Source organism: Mesorhizobium sp. 2RAF45, assembly GCF_052115225.1.
Classification (GTDB): Bacteria; Pseudomonadota; Alphaproteobacteria; order Rhizobiales; family Rhizobiaceae; genus Mesorhizobium; species Mesorhizobium jarvisii.
Genome location: NZ_JBFRGG010000002.1, coordinates 197,102 through 215,121, shown reverse-complemented (window position 1 = coordinate 215,121; position 18,020 = coordinate 197,102). Strand labels below are relative to the sequence as shown.

The window sequence follows — 18,020 nt, the reverse complement described above, 5'->3', positions numbered from 1 at the left end:
TTCGAAACGAGCCTATCCGATTTGACTGGTCCGACAGCTTACGCGGCCCCGATGCCCGGCCGCTAGGAGAAGATAAAAATTATGGCGACTAAGGAAAAGGAAGAGGTCGAGACCGAACGCGAAGGCGCCACCGATGGCCCTCTGCTCGACCTTTCCGATGATGCTGTCAAGAAGATGATCAAGGCCGCCAAGAAGCGCGGCTATGTCACGATGGACGAGCTGAATTCGGTGCTGCCTTCCGAGGAAGTGACCTCCGAGCAGATCGAGGACACGATGGCGATGCTGTCCGACATGGGCATCAACGTCGTCGAGGATGACGAGCAGGGCGAAGAGGCCGAGGCCGGCGACACCGCGGCTGACGCCGAGGAAGACGCCAACGAGCTGGCCGAACAGACCGGCACGGCGGTCGCCGCCACCACCACCAAGAAAGAGCCGACCGACCGCACCGACGATCCGGTGCGCATGTATCTGCGCGAAATGGGCTCGGTCGAGCTGCTGTCGCGCGAGGGCGAAATCGCCATTGCCAAGCGCATCGAGGCCGGTCGCGAGACGATGATCGCGGGCCTGTGCGAAAGCCCGCTGACCTTCCAGGCCATCATCATCTGGCGCGACGAGCTCAACGAATCCAAGATCCTGCTGCGCGAGATCATCGATCTCGAAGCGACCTATGCCGGCCCGGAAGCCAAGCAGGCGCCGGTGGTCGAGCGCATCGAGGAAGCGCCGAAGGCCGAGGAAAAGCCGCGCCGCGGGCGTGACGATGAAGACGACATCACCAATGTCGGCGCCGATACGCGCGGCATCGGGGACGATGACGAGGAAGACGAGGACGAGGCGAGCCTGTCACTGGCGGCGATGGAAGCCGAACTGCGTCCGCAGGTGATGGAGACGCTCGACGTCATCGCCGACACCTACAAGAAGCTGCGCAAGCTGCAGGACCAGCAGGTCGAGAACCGTCTGGCCGCCGCCGGCACGCTGTCGCCCAGCCAGGACCGCCGGCTGAAGGAGTTGAAGGACCAGCTGATCAAGGCGGTGAAGTCGCTGTCGCTCAACACGGCGCGCATCGAGGCGCTGGTCGAGCAGCTTTACGACATCAACAAACGCCTGGTGCAGAACGAGGGCAAGCTGTTGCGCCTCGCCGAAAGCTATGGTGTGCGCCGCGAGGAGTTCCTGAAGGAATACCAGGGTTCCGAGCTCGATCCCAACTGGACGCGCGCGATTGGCAATCTGACCTCGCGCGGCTGGAAGGAATTCACCAAGAACGAGAAGGATGCGATCAAGGACCTGCGCGCCGAGATCCAGCACCTGGCCACCGAAACGGCGATCTCGATCCTGGAATTCCGCAAGATCGTCAACCAGGTGCAAAAGGGCGAGCGCGAAGCCGCGATCGCCAAGAAGGAAATGGTCGAGGCCAATCTGCGCCTCGTCATCTCCATCGCCAAGAAATACACCAATCGCGGCCTGCAGTTCCTCGACCTGATCCAGGAAGGCAATATCGGCCTGATGAAGGCGGTCGATAAGTTCGAATACCGCCGCGGCTACAAGTTCTCGACCTACGCGACATGGTGGATCCGGCAGGCGATCACGCGTTCGATCGCCGACCAGGCGCGCACCATCCGCATCCCGGTGCATATGATCGAGACGATCAACAAGATTGTGCGCACCTCGCGCCAGATGCTGCACGAGATCGGCCGCGAGCCGACGCCGGAAGAGCTGGCCGAAAAGCTCGCCATGCCGCTCGAAAAAGTGCGCAAGGTGCTGAAGATCGCCAAGGAGCCGATCTCGCTCGAAACGCCGGTCGGCGACGAGGAGGATTCGCATCTGGGCGATTTCATCGAGGACAAGATGGCGATCCTCCCGATCGACGCGGCGATCCAGGCCAATCTGCGCGAGACCACCACGCGGGTTCTCGCCTCGCTGACACCGCGCGAGGAGCGTGTGCTGCGCATGCGCTTCGGCATCGGCATGAACACCGACCACACGCTGGAAGAAGTCGGCCAGCAGTTCTCGGTCACCCGCGAGCGTATCCGCCAGATCGAAGCCAAGGCGCTGCGCAAGCTCAAGCACCCGAGCCGGTCGCGCAAGCTGCGCAGCTTCCTCGACAGCTGAGACAGACCGACAGCAAAATCTAAAAGGGCGCCACTGGCGCCCTTTTTCGTTTGTGGCGCGCGCTCTTGCAGCTCGCAGCCTTCGGGAGGATAATTTCCAGGTCGGATGCATTTTCTGGGCGACAACCCGGATGCCCGCCCCGGCGAAGATGCCGTGCTCCGTGGCCCCGGAGGGAGGTGTGCCATGACAAGCTACATCGTGCTGATGAACTGGACGGAGCAGGGCGCGAAGAACGTGCGCGATTCGCCGAAGCGGCTCGATGCCGCCAGGAAGCAGCTGGGCGACATGGGCGGCTCGTTCAAGGCGTTCTACCTGACGATGGGTGAATACGACATGGTGGCGGTGGTCGAAGCACCCGACGATGCCGTCCTGGCACGTTTCTCGCTGATGCTTGCGGCGGCCGGCAACATACGGACGCGGACGCTGAAAGCCTTTCCCGAATTCGCCTACCGCGAGATCATCTCGTCGCTTGGATAGCAAGCGGCAGGTTTGAAGGCGATGACAAGGGTATCCGGCCTGACGGCGCTTTGCCGCAGGACAGGACGCTTCGCCGTGATAGACTGCGGCCAGGGGAACGCGATGAAGAAAGTCTCGATACTGGCTGCCAGCCTTGCCTTGATATCGTCGATGCCTTTCGCCGCAGGTGCTGCCGCGCAAAAACCGGTCGGCATGGCCAATCCGGCATCCGCCCATTGCGGCGAGATCGGCGGGCGCCTGGTGATCAGGAAGGACAGAGCCGGCAACGAATACGGGTTTTGCCGGCTCCCCAAAGGGCGCCTGTGCGAAGAGTGGGCGCTGTTTCGTGACAACAAATGCATCGGGCCAAAGGCGGCGATGGGCGGCAAATGAAATGCGCGCTGTCATAGGGTGAGATGATGTCCGAAACACATTCGCATCTTTGGCCCGGCGTGCCGCTCGCCCTTGGCTCGGCCGCTCTGTTCGGCGCGACGCCGCCGCTTTCCAAGCTGCTGCTCGATGCCGTGAACCCCTTCATGCTGGCTGGCCTGCTCTATCTCGGCGCCGGTCTCGGCCTCGCTCTCTATCGCTTGCTTCGCGGCAAGCAGGCGGCGGCTGGCGAACCGCAACTGGCCGCCCGGGATATCCCTTGGCTGGCGCTTGCAATCGGCATGGGTGGCATCCTCGCGCCGGTGCTGTTGATGTTCGGCCTCAGCCTCAACACGGCATCCAGTTCAGCGCTGCTGCTCAACCTGGAAGGGTTGGCGACGATGGCGATCGCCTGGCTCGTCTACCGCGAGAATGTCGACCGGCGCCTGCTTTTCGGCGCCTTCGCCATCCTGGCGGGCGCGGTGCTGTTGTCGTGGGACGGCGGCGGCGTTGCCTTCAACCCGGGCGCCCTGCTGGTGGCGGGGGCTTGCGTGGCCTGGGGGCTGGACAACAATTTCACGCGTAGGATTTCAGCCACCGACCCCGTGGTGATCGCCATGCTGAAAGGCCTGGTGGCGGGTGCAGCCAATGTCGGGTTGGGGCTGGCTTCCGGGGCGTCGTTTCCCACGACGCCCATTGTCGCGGCCACGGCCGCGGTCGGCTTCCTCGGCATCGGCGTCAGCCTGGTGATGTTCATCCTGGCGCTGCGCCATCTCGGGACGGCCCGCACAGGCGCCTATTATTCGCTGGCTCCGTTCATTGGTGCGCTGCTGGCCATCGCCATGCTGGGCGATGCCGTCACACTCAAGCTGGGGATCGCGGGGCTTCTGATGGGCGTCGGCCTGTGGCTGCATCTGTCGGAACGCCACGACCATGAGCATGACCATGAGGCGCTGGAACACGAGCACAGCCATGTGCATGACGAGCACCACCAGCACGATCATGACGGGCCTGTGAGTGAGCCGCATTCGCATTGGCACCGGCATGCGCCGATGCGCCACCGGCATCCGCATTATCCGGACCTGCATCATCGGCATAGCCACGGCTGAGCATGCCAAGATCATGCTCAAGCAAACACCCAAGCCTGAACTGACCGTCTGGTACAACACGCGTTGCCCTGTCTGCGATGCGGGCATCATCTGGCAAAAGCGGCGGCTGATCGAAGCGGTCAAGGCCGGGCGGATCGAGTTTCGCGACATCAATCTGGAGCCGGCGGCGCTTGGCCGTTTTGGCGCCTCGCTGGAAGACATCCGCCGCCGGCTGCACGCCACCGACGCGGCCGGCCGGCTGCTGGTCGGCGCCGATGTCGCGATTGCCATATGGCGGGCGACACCGGGCGAGGGCTGGCTGGCCACGCTTTTCGGCAATCCGATGGCCTTGCCGCTGACACGCCTTGCCTATGATCGCTTCGCCGACCTGCTCTACGCCTGGAACCGGCGCAAGGGCCGCTGGTAATCCTTGTCTTGCCTGTCGCCTCTCGCAGCGTTGACTTCAATCAATGCTGCCCCGCTCGATAGCACCGACTATGGAACCATCACTTTTGATGAGGGTCTGGGATGGAGAAGATCGACTTCAAAAAAATCATGAAGGCGTTCTGGCAGCCTCCTGCCGGTGTGTTTTCCCTGGTCGATGTTCCCAAGCTGCAGTTTGTGATGATCGACGGCAAGGGTGACCCGAATACCTCCGAAGAATACCGGCATGCGATCGAATGGCTCTACTCGGTGAGCTATCCACTGAAGTTCATGTCGAAAAAGGAACTCGGCAAGGATTATGGCGTGGCCCCGTTGGAAGGCCTCTGGTGGGCCGAGGACATGTCGAGCTTCCTGACGGGCGACAAGGATCTCTGGTCGTGGACCATGATGATCATGCAGCCGGACTGGATCCCAGCCGAAATGTTCGAGGCGGCTCTCGAAAAGGCGCGCGCGAAGCTCGGCCAGCCGCCCGAAAGTCTCAGATTGCAGTCCTTTCACGAAGGGCTGGCGGTGCAGATCATGCATATCGGACCCTATAGCGCGGAAGGGCCTACGATCCTGCGCCTGCATGAGGAATTCCTGCCCGCCAACGGTCTCGTCGAAAGCGGAAAGCACCACGAGATCTACCTGGGTGACCCCCGCAAGGCGGCACCAGAAAAACTGAAAACGGTGATCCGCCAGCCGGTCAAGAAACGATAGACCTGACGACACCGCAGGTCGAAGGGGCCCGAAGGTACCTTCGAGCCCGATGTCAGACGCTCGCGCAATGGTCGTCGACCCGCGAAGCGCCTTCTAGCCGCGTGTCCGGCGAAAGCAAGCCTCTGGTTCCATGCCTCGATACATCGTAAGATATATCTTGACTCCGAGAGGGCAGCTGCTTAATTAAGATATATCGTAAGATAGAACTCAAGGAGCAATCATGCACAGACATAGTCATTTCGGCGAACGCATGTTCATGCACATGGCCGGCAAATTCGGTGGCAGAGGGGGCGGCGGCTTTGGTCCGTTCGGCCATGGCGGTCGTGGCGGCGGACGCGGTGGTCCGGGCGACATGTTCCGCGCCGGCCGCATGCTGGCCGACGGCGACCTCAAGCTGATCACGCTGTCGCTGCTGGCCGAGGCGCCGCGCCATGGCTACGACATCATCAAGGCACTGGAAGAGCGCACCAGCGGCATCTACAGCCCGAGCCCGGGAGTGGTCTACCCGACGCTAACCTTCCTGGAAGAGGCCGGCTATGCCGTCTCGTCGAGCGAAGGCAACAAGAAGGTGTTTTCCATCACCGAGGCCGGACAGGCGCATCTTGCCGACAATCGCGAGATGATCGACGGCGTGCTCGACCACCTCGAGCGCTTTGGCCGCAAGATGGCCAAGGCGCGCGATTGGTTCGGCTGGAACGATGATGGCGAGGACCGCCGCGGCGGCCGGGGCGGCCGTGGCGAGCGTTCGGAGACGCGCGACGAATTCCGCGCCATCCGCCACCGCCTGCGCGCTGCGCTGGGCGACATCGTCGATGCCCCGGCCGAAAAGCAGGCCGAGGCGATCGCCATTCTCGAAGCCGCGGCGGAAGCGCTGGAAGCGCTGACGCACCGCTGATCCAGGCGCAACAAACGCATGAAAAAAGCCCGGGGCGACCCGGGCTTTTTTGCGTCAGCGCAGATGCGGATCATTCCTTGCCGACATATTCGCTGATCAGCTTTTCGTTGCGGGCCTTCTCGATCTTGGCGGTCATCTCGGCCGACAGGCGCTCATCGGTGCGGTACTTGACCAGGTTCACGAGGCTGCCCGTGAGCAGAAGGATGCCCATGGCCCAGTAGCCCTTGGTCGACAGGTCGACTGGCGCCAGCCACAGCGACAGGCCGAGCATGAAATAGGCGGCTCCGACCGAGGCGGTGTTGAACATGATGTAGGTCTGATTGGCGTTCATTGGAGTTGTCCGTGGGTTCGATGGTGTTGGGTTGATGGAGTCAGGTCTGCGAAGACCGGTTTCAGTTGATGGTCTTCAGGCGCTCGAGCACGTCCCTGGCGCGCACCCTCACCGCCGGACCGTGTCCAGCATCGGCAAGGCGATCGCGGATCGCTTCGTGACGCAGTTCGCCGTCGACCTCGTCGAGAATGCCTGCCTCCTCGAACGGATCGCTGGCTGCCTTGATGCGGGCGAGCAATTCCTCGGCGTCGTTGAGGCTTGCCGAATGGCCGATCGACCTGACGAGGCGTGACTGCGCCTTGCGCTCGGCATCGATGGCGCGGGCCGAGATCATACCCTGGTTCAAGTCGATGATGCGGCGATGCGCCCGCTCCACCGAAACGCGCATCCGTAACGTCTTTTCGCCAAGGCTCTGCACCGTGGCGCGGCGGACTTCGCGCTCATTCTCCAGTTCGGCGATGGCCGCGGCACCGCTTTCGGCGAGCCCGGTGTTGCCGGCGGCCAGCGCGCTGAGCGTGCGGCTTTCGAGATCGGCGTGGCGTCGTTCGAGCTGGTCGAGACCGGCCTGCTCGGCGCGCTGGCGAACGATCAGCGTGGCGAGTGTCTGCTTGGCGGCGGCAAGGCCCGTCTCGGCGTCGCGGATGCGTTGCGCCAGAAGGTCGATGGCGAAGCGATCCTTCAAGCCGTCCTCGGCCCGTGCGCTGGCGCCGTCGAGCAATGTTCTGATCAGGCTAAGCATGGTTCTTCTCCCTTCGAGTGTTGCCGTGAACAATGTTCACGAAGCCAACGTAGCAGGAAATGAACATTGTTCAAGATGATTTTTGAACGCTGTTCACGAAATCCCGGATGTGGTAAACGGAGGGGCGATCGTGGTTCGAACAGCCCGGTTCGAGGGCAAGGGCATCCATAAGGACAAGCATGGCACTGGACAGGGAAGAAATAGGCGAGCGGGTGCTGGCGATTGCCGAGGTGCTGCTCAACGAGGGCGGCATGGACAATCTGAAGGCCAGGACCATCGCCGAGCAGGCGGGCATTTCGGTCGGCTCGGTCTACAATCTGTTTTCCGACCTCGACGGAGTGCATCGTGCCGTCAACATGCGGCTACTCGACCGGTTGGGCGCGGCAGGGGCGGCGGCGATGGCCGATCTTTCCCAGCGCGGCATCACCGATGTGCGCCAGCGCCTGCTGGCACTGGCCAGCGCCTATGTGCGTTTCGTCGAGGCGCATCCGGGCAGCTGGCCGGCGCTGCTCGCCTTCAACAGGCGCCGTCCGACGCTGACCGAGCCGGATGCCTATGAGGCGCGGCTCGACCAGCTGTTCGAGATCATCGCCGGCGTGCTCGCCGGCGGCGACTTCGACCTCGACGACCACACGCGCCGGATCGCGGCCCGCACATTGTGGTCAAGCGTGCATGGCATCGTCACCAGCGGCTATGCCGGCAGGTCCGTTCGCCGGCAGGCCGACGAGATCGACCAGCAGATCGAGCTGCTGGTCGCCGTCTTCATCAGGGGGCTGGAGCACGGCGGCGCATTCGCGCATGCTGGGACAACAGCGTAGTGGCTTGACGTCGAGGGTTGACGCGTCGCTCGGATTCGCGAACGTGGCAGAGCGGGGCAATGAAGAGCCGGATGATGACGACAGTCAACGATTCTACCCCAGCAGCGCGGGAATTATATCTTGATCTCCTGGTCAGGATATTGCTCAACACCATTTACCAGGATCCCGCCATCAACCCGGGGGTCCGTCCGATGGTGGTCGAGCCGTTCAACCCGAAAACCCGCGCGATCGGCAAGGATTGGCCAACCCAGGCTCACACGATGGTCGGCCAGGCTCGCCTCGAGAGCTTGCGCAATCTATCGCAGCAGGTGCTGGACGACGGCATCGTTGGCGACTTCATCGAAACGGGCGTCTGGCGCGGTGGCTGCTGCATCCTGATGCGCGGGGTTCTTGCCGCGAACCAGATCCATGACCGCAAGGTCTATGTCGCGGACTCGTTCGCCGGCCTGCCGGCGCCAAACGAAGAGCTCTATCCCCGAGATGCCGGATGGAACCTTAACGTGTTCAAGGAGCTGGCAGTCTCGCTGGAGACGGTCAAGGACAATTTCTCACGTTATGGGCTGCTCGACGAGCAGGTCGTGTTCGTGGAAGGGATGTTCAGCGACACGCTGCCGTCGCTGTCGGCCGGGCCGTTCGCGCTGCTGCGGCTCGATGGCGATCTGTACGAGTCGACCATTGTGGCGCTGAATTCCCTTTACCCCAAATTGTCCCGGGGCGGTGTTGTCATCATCGACGATCGCGCCCTCGATCCATGCCAGCGCGCGGTGATCGATTTTCGCGATCGACACGGCATCACGGCACCGATGCAGGAGGTCGACTGGACCGGATCCTGGTGGCGCAAGGAATGAAAGTTGTTAGCGAACGCGACGGAGATAGCCGTTGACGTTCCACGTCACATTGGTGCCGAAGTGGTCGCAAAGGCCGGTATCGATTTCATAGTTCTGTCCACGATCGCGCAAGAACAGCTCGACCGCACGGCGCGGGCCGCCCATCAGCCTGGCGACATATTCAGGGCCATAAAGATCGTCGACAATACCGTCCTCGACGACAATATACTCTCCGGTAACCAACCAACGATCGAAGAAGCGGAGCACGGCGAGCGTCGTCTCGCAATGATGGTCCGCGTCCTCGATGACGAACATCGGTCTGGGGAGGTTCTCCATCAGATCCGCCGGTAAGGTTGCCGCCAGGTTGCGACCGTCGCCACGATGAAACGTCACGTCCGGCACGCTGATCGAGGGCGGCGTGATGTCGATCGAGTGAATGACGCAGTCGACCCCGAAGCTGCGCAGGATATCGGCAAACCAGAGCGCGCTGCCGCCCCATTTGGAGCCGATCTCGATCAATGTCCGGGGCTTCTGCTGCCAAAGCAGCATTTGGTACAGCGCCAGATCGAATGGATTTTTGTAGGTGGGCACGCCCTTGTAAGTGTAGCGCATCGCGCCGTCTTGAATGCGCGCAAGCGGTGCACCAAGCAATGCACTTCCGGTGGCAATACGTTCAATCATACGGTTGTCCTTCAAGCCGACGTCAAACCCGATTATCCGGTATGCCGCCGAGAAAAAGCGTGAGCGGGACACTCTTCGATTGGCGGTTCAGAAGGCAGTTGCGGAAGAAACTCGTTGGCCATGAACGGCTTACTGGTACGAAATATCGTCACCCATATTCAAGGACATTCATGGCAGGCAGCGGTATATTGCCGATCGCGATTGAATTCCCATGCGCCCCCCGCAACCCACACCGGTCACCAGGACAGGGGCGGAACAGTGAGAGGGGGCTGGAACGCGGCGGCACATTCGCGCATGCTGGAACAACAGCGCCGTGAATCGCGAACTGGGCAGGCCGCGATTGCAGGGCGAACAAGGAGATTTGAGCGATGTCTTTTTTGAAACGTCTTTTCGGCGGCGGCGGTGAAGCGGCCGAGCCCAAGAGTGCGGCACCCGCCAAGCAGGTCGAGCACAAGGGTTTCCTGATCAGCGCCACGCCCTACAAGAACGATGGCCAGTACCAGACGTGCGGCATCGTCTCCAAGGAGATCGACGGCGTGGTGAAAGAGCACAAATTCATCCGCGCCGACCGCTTCGCCGGCCTCGACGACGCCGTCGACATCTCGATCAAGAAGGGCATCCAGCTGGTCGATGAACAGGGCGAGCGGATGTTCGGCTAGGGCTCGGCCACGTGCCGCCAGCATAAATCCAGCTTATCATCACCCCTAGTTTTTGAAGACGTTACAGTGTCTTTCGCCATCTGTAGCTTCGACGCTACAGATGGGAAATGACTGGGATTTGGTGGGTCGATGCAGACACATGCGCGGGTGGTGATTGTTGGCGGCGGGTGCGTCGGCGCGGGCATCCTCTACGGTCTGGCGAAGCGCGGCTGGACCGACATCGCGCTGCTCGAACGCACGCAGCTGACGGCCGGCTCGACCTGGCATGCGGCCGGCCTCGTCCCGTCCTATGCCCGCAACATCAATATTGGCCGGATGATCAACAAGACCATCGAGATCTATGAAGGGCTCGAGGCCGAGACCGGGCAGCCGGTCGGCTGGCACAAATGCGGCCAGCTGCGCATTGCCAATTCCAGGGACCGGCTCGACGAATACAAGAGCTATATGAGCGTGGCCGAGGTTCAGGGCATGCGGGCGCATTTGCTGTCGCCGGCGGAGGCGAGGGCGCTCTGCCCGCTTCTCGACAACAAGCAGATGCTGGGCGGGCTCTATCATCCCGATGACGGCCACATCGCGCCGGCCGACGTGACCCATGCCATGGCCAAGGGCGCGCGGGATCTGGGCGCCAAGATTTATCTGAACACCGAGGTCACCGGCTTTCAGCGAACCGCCGGCGGCGAATGGCGGGTCCAGACGAACAAGGGCGACATCATCTGCGAGCATGTGGTCTGCGCGACCGGCAATTACGCGCGCCAGACCGGCGCGCTGCTCGGCCTCGACATCCCCGCCATCCCGATCCTGCACCAGTACTGGATCACCGAGCCCGTGCCGGAGATCGTCGAGCGCAAAAAGCAGGGACGCGCGGAAATGCCGATCCTGCGCGACGAGGGTTTCGAAGGCTATCTGCGCGAGGAGGGCGACGGCTTCATGTTCGGGCCCTACGAGCGCACCGAACACCTCAAGCTGTTTGCCGAGGATGGCGTTCCAGCCTGGTTCGGCGCCGATCTCGTCGAAGAGGATTTCGAGGCGGTGTCGTGGAACTGGGAGCAGGCAACGCAGCTCGTGCCGGCGCTGGGACGCGCCGGGATCAAGGCCAATGTCCGTGGCCCCTTCCAGATGACGGCGGATGAGCTTCCCCTGATGGGACCGGCCTGGGGCCTGCCCAATGTCTGGCTGGCCGAGGGCGTGCCGGGCGGCATATTGTGGGGCGGCACGATCGGTTATTATCTGTCGGAGCGGATCGTCGAGGGCGGCAACAGCCTCGACATCTCCGATCTCGATCCGCGCCGCTTCGGCGACTACGCCAACAAGGCCTGGACGCGCGAAAAGGTGCGCGAGGCCTGGGGCACGCATGCGGAGCAGAAATATCCGGGACAGGACATGCCCGCCGCCCGACCGCAGAAGACCGCACCGTCCTATGCGCGGCTGACCGAACTGGGTGCGGTCTGGGGCGTGCTCAACGGCTGGGAAATGCCCAACTGGTTCGCGCCCAAGGGCGTCGAGGCCAAGGACCAGTACAGCTGGCGCTGGACCGAAAAGGGCGTGTTCGTCGGCGAGGAGGTGCAGGCCGTGCGCAACGCCGTCGGCCTGGTCGAGATGACGCCGATGACCAAGTTCGAAGTGTCGGGGCCAGGTGCGGCCGCCTGGCTCGACAGGATTCTCGCCAACCGGTTGCCTGCGACCGGACGGGCCGTTCTGGCGCATCACCTCACCGCCGCCGGTGGCGTGCAGGCGGAATATATGGTGGCGCGGCTTAGCGACGATAGTTTCTACCTGATTTCGACGCCGCGCGCCGAGCGCTGGAATTTCGACGATCTCACAAAACTGCTTCCCGCCGATGGCAGCGTCAGCCTGAAGAACGTCACCAACGAGCGCGGCTGCTTCACGGTCGTTGGGCCAAAGGCACGCGAAGTTCTACAGCCGCTGACCGAGATCGACCTGTCGAATGCGGGCTTTCCCTGGTTCGGCGTGAAGAGCGGCAGCGTGGCGCTTGCCAGCGACGTGCGGCTGTTGCGCGTCAACTACGAAGGCGAGCTCGGCTGGGAACTCTATCATCCCATGGCCTACCAGCGGCAATTGCTCGACGCGATGCTGGGAGAGGGCGAGAAACATGGCATGCGCCTCGTCGGCCTGCATGCGCTGGAATCGCTGCGGCTGGAGAAATCCTACCGCGCCATGTATCGCGACATGAATCCCGAGCTCAACGCGCTGGAGAGCGGGCTTGAACGCTTCATCCGTCTCGACAAGGGCGATTTCGTCGGCCGCGACGCGGTCCTGAAATACAAGGCGAGGAACGATCAGCGCAGATCGGTGACGCTCAGAATAGAGACCGACGGCGCCAGCACGCTCGCTTCCGAAGGTCTGTACATCGGCGGCGAGCTGGTCGGGCGCATCACGTCGGGCGGCTATGGCTACACGCTCGGACATGATGTGGCGCTGGCGCTGCTGCCGGAACGTCTCGGCACGCCCGGCACGAGGCTCGACGTCGCGATCCTGGGAGAATGGAAGACCGCTGAGGTCATCGCGGATTCGCCCTATGATCCCACCTCGGCCAGGGCGCGGATGTAGCGCGCCCGCCCTGAAGCGTTGATGCCTCAAACCGCCAGCGAATAGCCCAGATCGCGCAATGGCAGCTGGCGCACGCGTTCTCCGGTGGCGGCGAAGATGGCGTTGCCAAGGGCTGGCGCCAGCGCCGGGAAGGCGGGTTCGCCCATGCCGGTCGGCGGATTGTCCGACTGGATGAAATAAGGATCGATGGTCATCGGCGCGAAGGGCATGCGCAGGATCGGATAGGCGTTGTAGTTCTGCTCCTGTATCAGGCCATTTTCGATGTTGATCTTGAGCCCCATGGCGGTCGAGAGCGCGTCGGTCGACGCGCCCTGCGCCTGGGCTTCGGATCCGGCCATGTCGATGATCGGGCCGACATCGAGCACCACCAGGATGCGTGCGATCTTGATCCGCTTGTTGGCGTCCACGCTGAGTTCGACCGCCTGCGCGACATGGCCGGCATGGGAATAACACCAGGCCAGGCCCAGTCCGCTGCCCTTCGGCAGCGTCTTGCCCCAGCCAGCCTTGTCGGCGCACATCTTGATCACGCCGGTGGCCCGGCTGGGGCTGAAGTTGACGGTTCTGTCCTTGGGCACCAGTTCAGGCACGTCGCGGTTCACCGCGTCGAGAAGGAATTCGACATGGTCGCGACCCGATGCAAGCGACAGTTCATGCATGAAGCTTTGCGCGGCGAAGACCTGGGCATTGTCGCCCGGCGCGCGCCAGGCGCCGGTGGGGATCCTCAGCGGGAACATGGTCTTGGCGCGGCGCAGGTTCGGCGCCTTGATCGAGTATCTCAGATTGTCGGTAAGGTTGGCGCCTGAAGCCTCTTTCTTCCCGTCGGCGGTGAAGGTGATGAAGTGTTCCTGCCAGGCGTCGAGCCTGCCCCCCTTGTCGATCGCGCCCTTGAACTGGTGGTAACCGGCGGGCCGGTAGAAGTCGTGGGCGAAATCGTCTTCCCGGGTCCACTGCAGCTTGACCGGGTCCTTGACCCTTTTGGCGATGGCTGCTGCCTCGCAGGCATAGTCGTTGACCAGCCGCCGCCCGAAACCGCCACCGACCCGGGTCTGGTGCATCACCACTTTTTCCGGCGCAATGCCTGCCACCTTGGCGACTATCGGCAAGCCCCGATCGGGTTGCTGGGTGGGCACCCACATTTCCATCACCCCGTCATGCCAATGCGCGGTGGTGTTCATCGGCTCCAGAGGCACATGCGCGGCGAAGGGATATTCGTAGTAGGCCTCCACGGTCTTGGCGGCATTGGCGAAGGATTTGTCGACGTCACCGATGTTGTCGTCGGGCTTTTGCGGGAAATTGGCCGCCTGCTTTCTGGCCTCGGCAGAGAATTGCGACGTTGAGTCCCTTGAAGCTTCGCTCAGATCCCAATCCACCTGAAGCTTGTCCTTGGCCTGGAACGCGCTCCAGGTATCCCTGGCGATGATGGCGACGCCCGGCATCACTTCGACCATCATGCCGGTGCCGTCCACAGCGAAAGCGTCGAGGACGCCGTGCAGGGCCTTGATCTCGTTCGCATTGAAGGACCTGACCTTGCCGCCGGCAGCCGGACATTTGGTGTAGGTGGCATAGACCATGCCGGTAAGCTGGACATCGATACCGAACAACGGCTGGCCGCTGACCACCTTGGGATCGTCGACGCCGCGATAGCGCTTGCCGATCAGGCGGTAGTCTGCGCGGCTCTTAAGCTTCAGGCTCTTGGGATCGGGCACGGGCATTTTCGCGGCGGCGACGGCAAGCGACCCATAGGTCGCGGACCTGCCGCTGGCGGCATGGGTCAAGACGGAATCCCTGGCGGTAATCTGCGAGGAATCCACCGCCCATTGCCCGGCGGCCACGGCGACCAGCATCGCCTTGGCACCGGCACCGGCCTGGCGCAGCTGGTCCCATGCATGCGGGATGGAGGTCGAGCCGCCAGCGCCCTGGCTGCCATAGACCTTGGGATTGATATCGGCCTGTTCCATGACGACATGGTTCCAGTCGGCGTCGAGTTCGTCGGCAATGATCACGCCGAAAGAGGTCTTGATGCCCTGGCCGATCTCCGGGCATTTGGAATAGATGGTGATCGTGTTGTCCGGAGCGATACGGATGAAGGCGTTCATCGCCTGGTCCTTGCCATCAGGCTCATCGACGTTCGCCGTTTCGGCGGCGAACGCTGTACCTCCCAGACGGAACCCCAGCACCAGCCCTGCGGCGCTTGCGCCGGCCAGCTTGAAGAAGGTGCGCCGTCCCATGGTCAGCGACACCCCGGCTGGCGGCACCGAACGGACCTCGCGTATCAGTGCCGAGAGGTAGGCGTCGGATTGGGCAAACTGTGTGTCAGCCATTGGGTGCCTCCTTGGATTGCTGCGCCGCCTGCTGTCGCAAAGCGCTCACATCCTTGCCTGTTAAGTCAGCGCCTTTGGCGCCGAACCGAGCGGTGACGTAGTTGGCCACCGCCGCGATGTCGTCGTCCGAATAGCCAGCGCCAAAGGCCGGCATGAAGATCCTGCCGTCGGTGGTCTTGCGGTTGACGCCGTTGATGACGGTCTGCGCCACATTGGTGGCGCTGGGGTCGTTCACCGCGCGCACGCCGGTCAGCGTGGCAAAGCCGGTGACCGGGCTGACACCGGTCCAGTCGTGGCAGGAGGCGCAGGCGCCGGCGAAGATCTTTTCGCCCCGCGAATTGGCATCCGCCGCCACGCCTTCCCTGTACGAGGCAGGTGCTGCGGTGGTGACGGTGCGCGGCAGGTCGCTCGCATGGGCGGGGATGCTGCGCAGATAGGTCGCCAGGGCACGGGTGTCGTCCGGCACGAGATAGCTCAGACTGTCGTCGGCGGCTTCACCCATCGGGCCGGCGGCGCCGCCATGACCATTGGCATGACCGGTGGACAGATAGGAAGTGAGATCCTCGTCGCTCCAGTCGCCGAGGCCGGAAACGTTGTCGCCGGTGATGTTGTAAGCGCGCCAGCCGGCGGTAAGGGTGCCGGCGAATTTGCCATGATTGTCCAGCGCAAAGGCCAAATTGCGCGGAGTATGGCAGTCGCCGCAATGGCCCATCGCTTCGGCAAGATAGGCGCCCCGGTTCCATTGCGGGCTCTCACTGGTGTTGGGGCGGAAGCGTTCATCGGGATTGAACATGACGTTCCAGAGCGCCAGCAGGCTGCGCTGGCTGAAGGGCCAGGAAAGCTGGTTTTGCCTGGCCGGGGCATTCACCGGCGCCAGCGTGAAGAGATAGGCCTTGATGGCCAGCGCGTCGGCATCCGTCATGTAGGTGTAGGAGCTGTAGGGCATGGCGGGATAGAGTTTCGCGCCGTCGGCGCGAATGCCCTTGTGCACGGCCGCGAGAAACTGGGTGTCAGTATACTTGCCGATGCCGGTCTGCTTGTCCGGCGTGATGTTGGTCGAATAGATCGTGCCGAACGGCATGTTGAAGGCGAACCCGCCCGCAAAGGGCGCGCCGCCCGGAGCGGTATGGCAGGCCTGGCAGTCCGCCGCATGAGTCAGATATTCGCCGCGCTTCACCAGATCGGCGCTGGCAAGCTGAGCCGGGACGCCGGTGACATCGGCGCCATGGTAGTCCGCCAACGCCACGGTCGAGCCGCCGGCAAAGGACATCGGATCGCGGCCGAGATAAAGCCAGCCCGCGAAACCAAGTGCGACGACGACGATGACCGCAACGATGATGCCGATGATTTTCTTCATGGTCAGGCCGACTTGGCGGCGGCGTTCTTGATGGCCCGGCGGATGCGGATATAGGTCCCGCAGCGGCAGAGATTGCCCGCCATGGCGGCGTCGATGTCGGCATCGTCGGGCTGCGGGTTCGCGTCCAGCAGCGCCGTGGCCGACATGATCTGGCCGGCCTGGCAATAGCCGCATTGCGGAACCGCGGCTTCCATCCAGGCCTTCTGCACCTTGGCGCCGTTGGGCGTGCTGCCGATCCCTTCTATCGTGACGATGGCGCGGGTGCCGACATCGCCGACGGTCAACTGGCAGGAGCGCACCGGCTTGCCGGCCACATGCACCGTGCACACGCCGCATTGGGCGATGCCGCAGCCATATTTGGTGCCGACGAGGCTGAGATGGTCGCGCAGCACCCACAGAAGCGGCATGTCTTCCGGCACATCGACGTCTCGCGACTGTCCGTTGATTGTAAGCGTGAGCATGTGTCCATCCCTGGCTGACGGCGTAATCGATCGAACGACAGATTTGCTCGTCAAAATGATAGGGGAGGGATGGCCGGCAAGTAGGGAACGGATCGTACACATTTCCGGCATCGCCGCTGCCGGGCGGCCGAGCAGAAGCAGAGGGGTTGGCTTCGTCAGTCGCGGTTCTTTTGCTATCCCGTGCCGCGCGTCTCCGGCCCACTTCGCCAGTTCCCGTTCCAGGCCCATCAGAGCTGATACCAATGCAAGAAGGGGACCGTTAGTAAAAATCGTGCGCCAACCAGTTTCGCACACGTCAATTTCAGTGCCCCGCGCCCTCGTTAGATAAAACCAAAGCCGGCCACCGCCGGATAATCTCCGGTCGCCCGGAACAAAGCTGACTGGCGCAGGTTAGGTCCCCAGCACATGTGTGCATGAAAGGATCCTTCCCATGAAAACGCGCCTACTTCTGGCCTCACTGGCCACAGCTACAGCCATGGCTTTTGCCTTGCCCGCGCTTGCCGCCGACAGCGCACAGGACTTCGTCGACAAGGCCGCGGCCGGCGGCATGTTCGAGGTCGATTCCAGCAAGCTTGCCGAAAGCAAGGTGCAGGATAAGAGCGTCAAGGATTTCGCCCGCAAGATGATCGACGATCACGGCACCGCCAACGCAAAGTTGGAAACAATCGCCGGCGAGCAGAAGCTGACGGTTCCGAAGGAGCTGGATGCCAAGCACAAGGGTGACGTCGACACTCTGCAGAACGGCAAGGATCCGATCGACGGCCCCTATGTGCAGATGCAGCGCGACGCGCATGCCGATGCCGTCAAGCTGTTCGAGAGTTACGCCAAGGACGGCGACAACGTCGAGCTGAAGACATTCGCCCAGCAGACCGTGCCGACGCTCAAGATGCACCAGGAGATGATCGAAAAGATCGCGGCGACCATGGGCACCCAGTCGTCAAGCTCGCAGACGCCAAAGGTCACGGTTGGTGACAAGCCCGAGCAAGCTCCTCCGCTTCCCGGTGCAAACAGCTTCACCGAAGACCAGGCGAAGGGCCGCATCCAGGATGCCGGTTTCGCCGATGTGTCAAAGCTGACCAAGGACGACCAGGGCATCTGGCGTGGCCAGGCCAACAAGGACGGCAAGAACACCACCGTGGCGCTGGACTACAAGGGCAACGTCGTTGCCGGCACCAACTGAAACTAAGATCCAGGAGATCGA

At 62.8% G+C, this 18,020-nt stretch carries 18 protein-coding genes; 12 read left to right on the top strand and 6 right to left on the bottom strand.

From position 1 onward, the window contains the following. The first annotated feature begins 81 nt into the window (after positions 1-81). The 7 genes from rpoD (at position 82) to AB4Z43_RS05830 (ending at position 6,057) form a co-directional block, all read left to right on the top strand. Positions 82-2,106, top strand: a complete 2,025-nt coding sequence (gene rpoD / locus AB4Z43_RS05860) for an RNA polymerase sigma factor RpoD (RefSeq protein WP_019860483.1) — start codon at positions 82-84, stop codon at positions 2,104-2,106. 183 nt (positions 2,107-2,289) lie between these two features. After that, positions 2,290-2,583 carry a GYD domain-containing protein gene (locus tag AB4Z43_RS05855; protein ID WP_027047268.1) on the top strand — a complete coding sequence of 98 codons (294 nt, stop codon included), beginning with the start codon at positions 2,290-2,292 and terminating at the stop codon, positions 2,581-2,583. Positions 2,584-2,685: 102 nt separating this feature from the next. Continuing rightward, positions 2,686-2,955, top strand: coding sequence for a putative hemolysin (locus AB4Z43_RS05850; protein ID WP_064980474.1), 270 nt, complete (start codon positions 2,686-2,688; stop codon positions 2,953-2,955). Positions 2,956-2,981: 26 nt separating this feature from the next. Next, positions 2,982-4,040, top strand: a complete 1,059-nt coding sequence (locus tag AB4Z43_RS05845; protein WP_064981625.1) for a DMT family transporter — start codon at positions 2,982-2,984, stop codon at positions 4,038-4,040. Positions 4,041-4,053: 13 nt separating this feature from the next. Further along, positions 4,054-4,446, top strand: coding sequence for a thiol-disulfide oxidoreductase DCC family protein (locus AB4Z43_RS05840; RefSeq protein ID WP_027047266.1), 393 nt, complete (start codon positions 4,054-4,056; stop codon positions 4,444-4,446). 101 nt (positions 4,447-4,547) lie between these two features. After that, complete coding sequence (locus tag AB4Z43_RS05835; RefSeq protein ID WP_441936433.1) at positions 4,548-5,162, top strand: GyrI-like domain-containing protein; 615 nt, start codon at positions 4,548-4,550, stop codon at positions 5,160-5,162. A 220-nt stretch (positions 5,163-5,382) separates the two neighbouring features. Continuing rightward, the gene (locus tag AB4Z43_RS05830) at positions 5,383-6,057 is read left to right on the top strand and encodes a PadR family transcriptional regulator (protein WP_064980470.1); all 675 of its coding nucleotides are present in this window, start codon (positions 5,383-5,385) and stop codon (positions 6,055-6,057) included. Positions 6,058-6,127: 70 nt separating this feature from the next. Here the strand turns inward: AB4Z43_RS05830 and AB4Z43_RS05825 are convergent, their stop codons facing one another. After that, positions 6,128-6,388 carry a YiaA/YiaB family inner membrane protein gene (locus AB4Z43_RS05825; RefSeq protein ID WP_019860476.1) on the bottom strand — a complete coding sequence of 87 codons (261 nt, stop codon included), beginning with the start codon at positions 6,386-6,388 and terminating at the stop codon, positions 6,128-6,130. 61 nt (positions 6,389-6,449) lie between these two features. After that, entirely contained in the window at positions 6,450-7,127 is a 678-nt protein-coding gene (locus AB4Z43_RS05820) for a PspA/IM30 family protein (protein WP_069092915.1), read from the bottom strand. Positions 7,128-7,306: 179 nt separating this feature from the next. On the opposite strand from AB4Z43_RS05820, the gene AB4Z43_RS05815 reads away from it, so the two are divergent. Further along, positions 7,307-7,945, top strand: coding sequence for a TetR/AcrR family transcriptional regulator (locus AB4Z43_RS05815; RefSeq protein WP_069092914.1), 639 nt, complete (start codon positions 7,307-7,309; stop codon positions 7,943-7,945). Between the two features lie 17 nt (positions 7,946-7,962). Further along, on the top strand, positions 7,963-8,793 hold the full coding sequence (locus AB4Z43_RS05810; protein WP_441936430.1) for a TylF/MycF/NovP-related O-methyltransferase: 831 nt from the start codon (positions 7,963-7,965) through the stop codon (positions 8,791-8,793). A 6-nt stretch (positions 8,794-8,799) separates the two neighbouring features. Here the strand turns inward: AB4Z43_RS05810 and AB4Z43_RS05805 are convergent, their stop codons facing one another. After that, on the bottom strand, positions 8,800-9,453 hold the full coding sequence (locus AB4Z43_RS05805) for a CmcI family methyltransferase (RefSeq protein WP_441936428.1): 654 nt from the start codon (positions 9,451-9,453) through the stop codon (positions 8,800-8,802). 368 nt (positions 9,454-9,821) lie between these two features. On the opposite strand from AB4Z43_RS05805, the gene AB4Z43_RS05800 reads away from it, so the two are divergent. Together AB4Z43_RS05800 and AB4Z43_RS05795 are read left to right on the top strand one after the other, a co-directional pair. Further along, positions 9,822-10,112, top strand: a complete 291-nt coding sequence (locus AB4Z43_RS05800; RefSeq protein WP_019860471.1) for an HlyU family transcriptional regulator — start codon at positions 9,822-9,824, stop codon at positions 10,110-10,112. Positions 10,113-10,241: 129 nt separating this feature from the next. Further along, positions 10,242-12,680, top strand: coding sequence for a GcvT family protein (locus AB4Z43_RS05795; RefSeq protein WP_441936426.1), 2,439 nt, complete (start codon positions 10,242-10,244; stop codon positions 12,678-12,680). Positions 12,681-12,706: 26 nt separating this feature from the next. Here the strand turns inward: AB4Z43_RS05795 and AB4Z43_RS05790 are convergent, their stop codons facing one another. Genes AB4Z43_RS05790 through AB4Z43_RS05780 form a run of 3 tightly spaced genes read right to left on the bottom strand, consistent with a single transcriptional unit; the run spans position 12,707 to position 16,819 of the window. Then, the gene (locus AB4Z43_RS05790) at positions 12,707-15,001 is read right to left on the bottom strand and encodes a molybdopterin cofactor-binding domain-containing protein (RefSeq protein WP_441936424.1); all 2,295 of its coding nucleotides are present in this window, start codon (positions 14,999-15,001) and stop codon (positions 12,707-12,709) included. Continuing rightward, positions 14,994-16,358, bottom strand: coding sequence for a c-type cytochrome (locus AB4Z43_RS05785; RefSeq protein WP_441936422.1), 1,365 nt, complete (start codon positions 16,356-16,358; stop codon positions 14,994-14,996). The genes AB4Z43_RS05790 and AB4Z43_RS05785 overlap by 8 nt, the downstream gene beginning before the upstream one ends. A 2-nt stretch (positions 16,359-16,360) precedes the next feature. Next, the gene (locus tag AB4Z43_RS05780; RefSeq protein ID WP_019860467.1) at positions 16,361-16,819 is read right to left on the bottom strand and encodes a (2Fe-2S)-binding protein; all 459 of its coding nucleotides are present in this window, start codon (positions 16,817-16,819) and stop codon (positions 16,361-16,363) included. 430 nt (positions 16,820-17,249) lie between these two features. Here AB4Z43_RS05780 and AB4Z43_RS05775 point away from each other — a divergent pair, with 430 nt between their 5' ends. After that, a complete protein-coding gene (locus AB4Z43_RS05775) occupies positions 17,250-17,999 on the top strand; it encodes a DUF4142 domain-containing protein (protein WP_038648856.1) in 750 nt (249 codons plus the stop codon). The last annotated feature ends 21 nt before the right edge of the window (positions 18,000-18,020 follow it).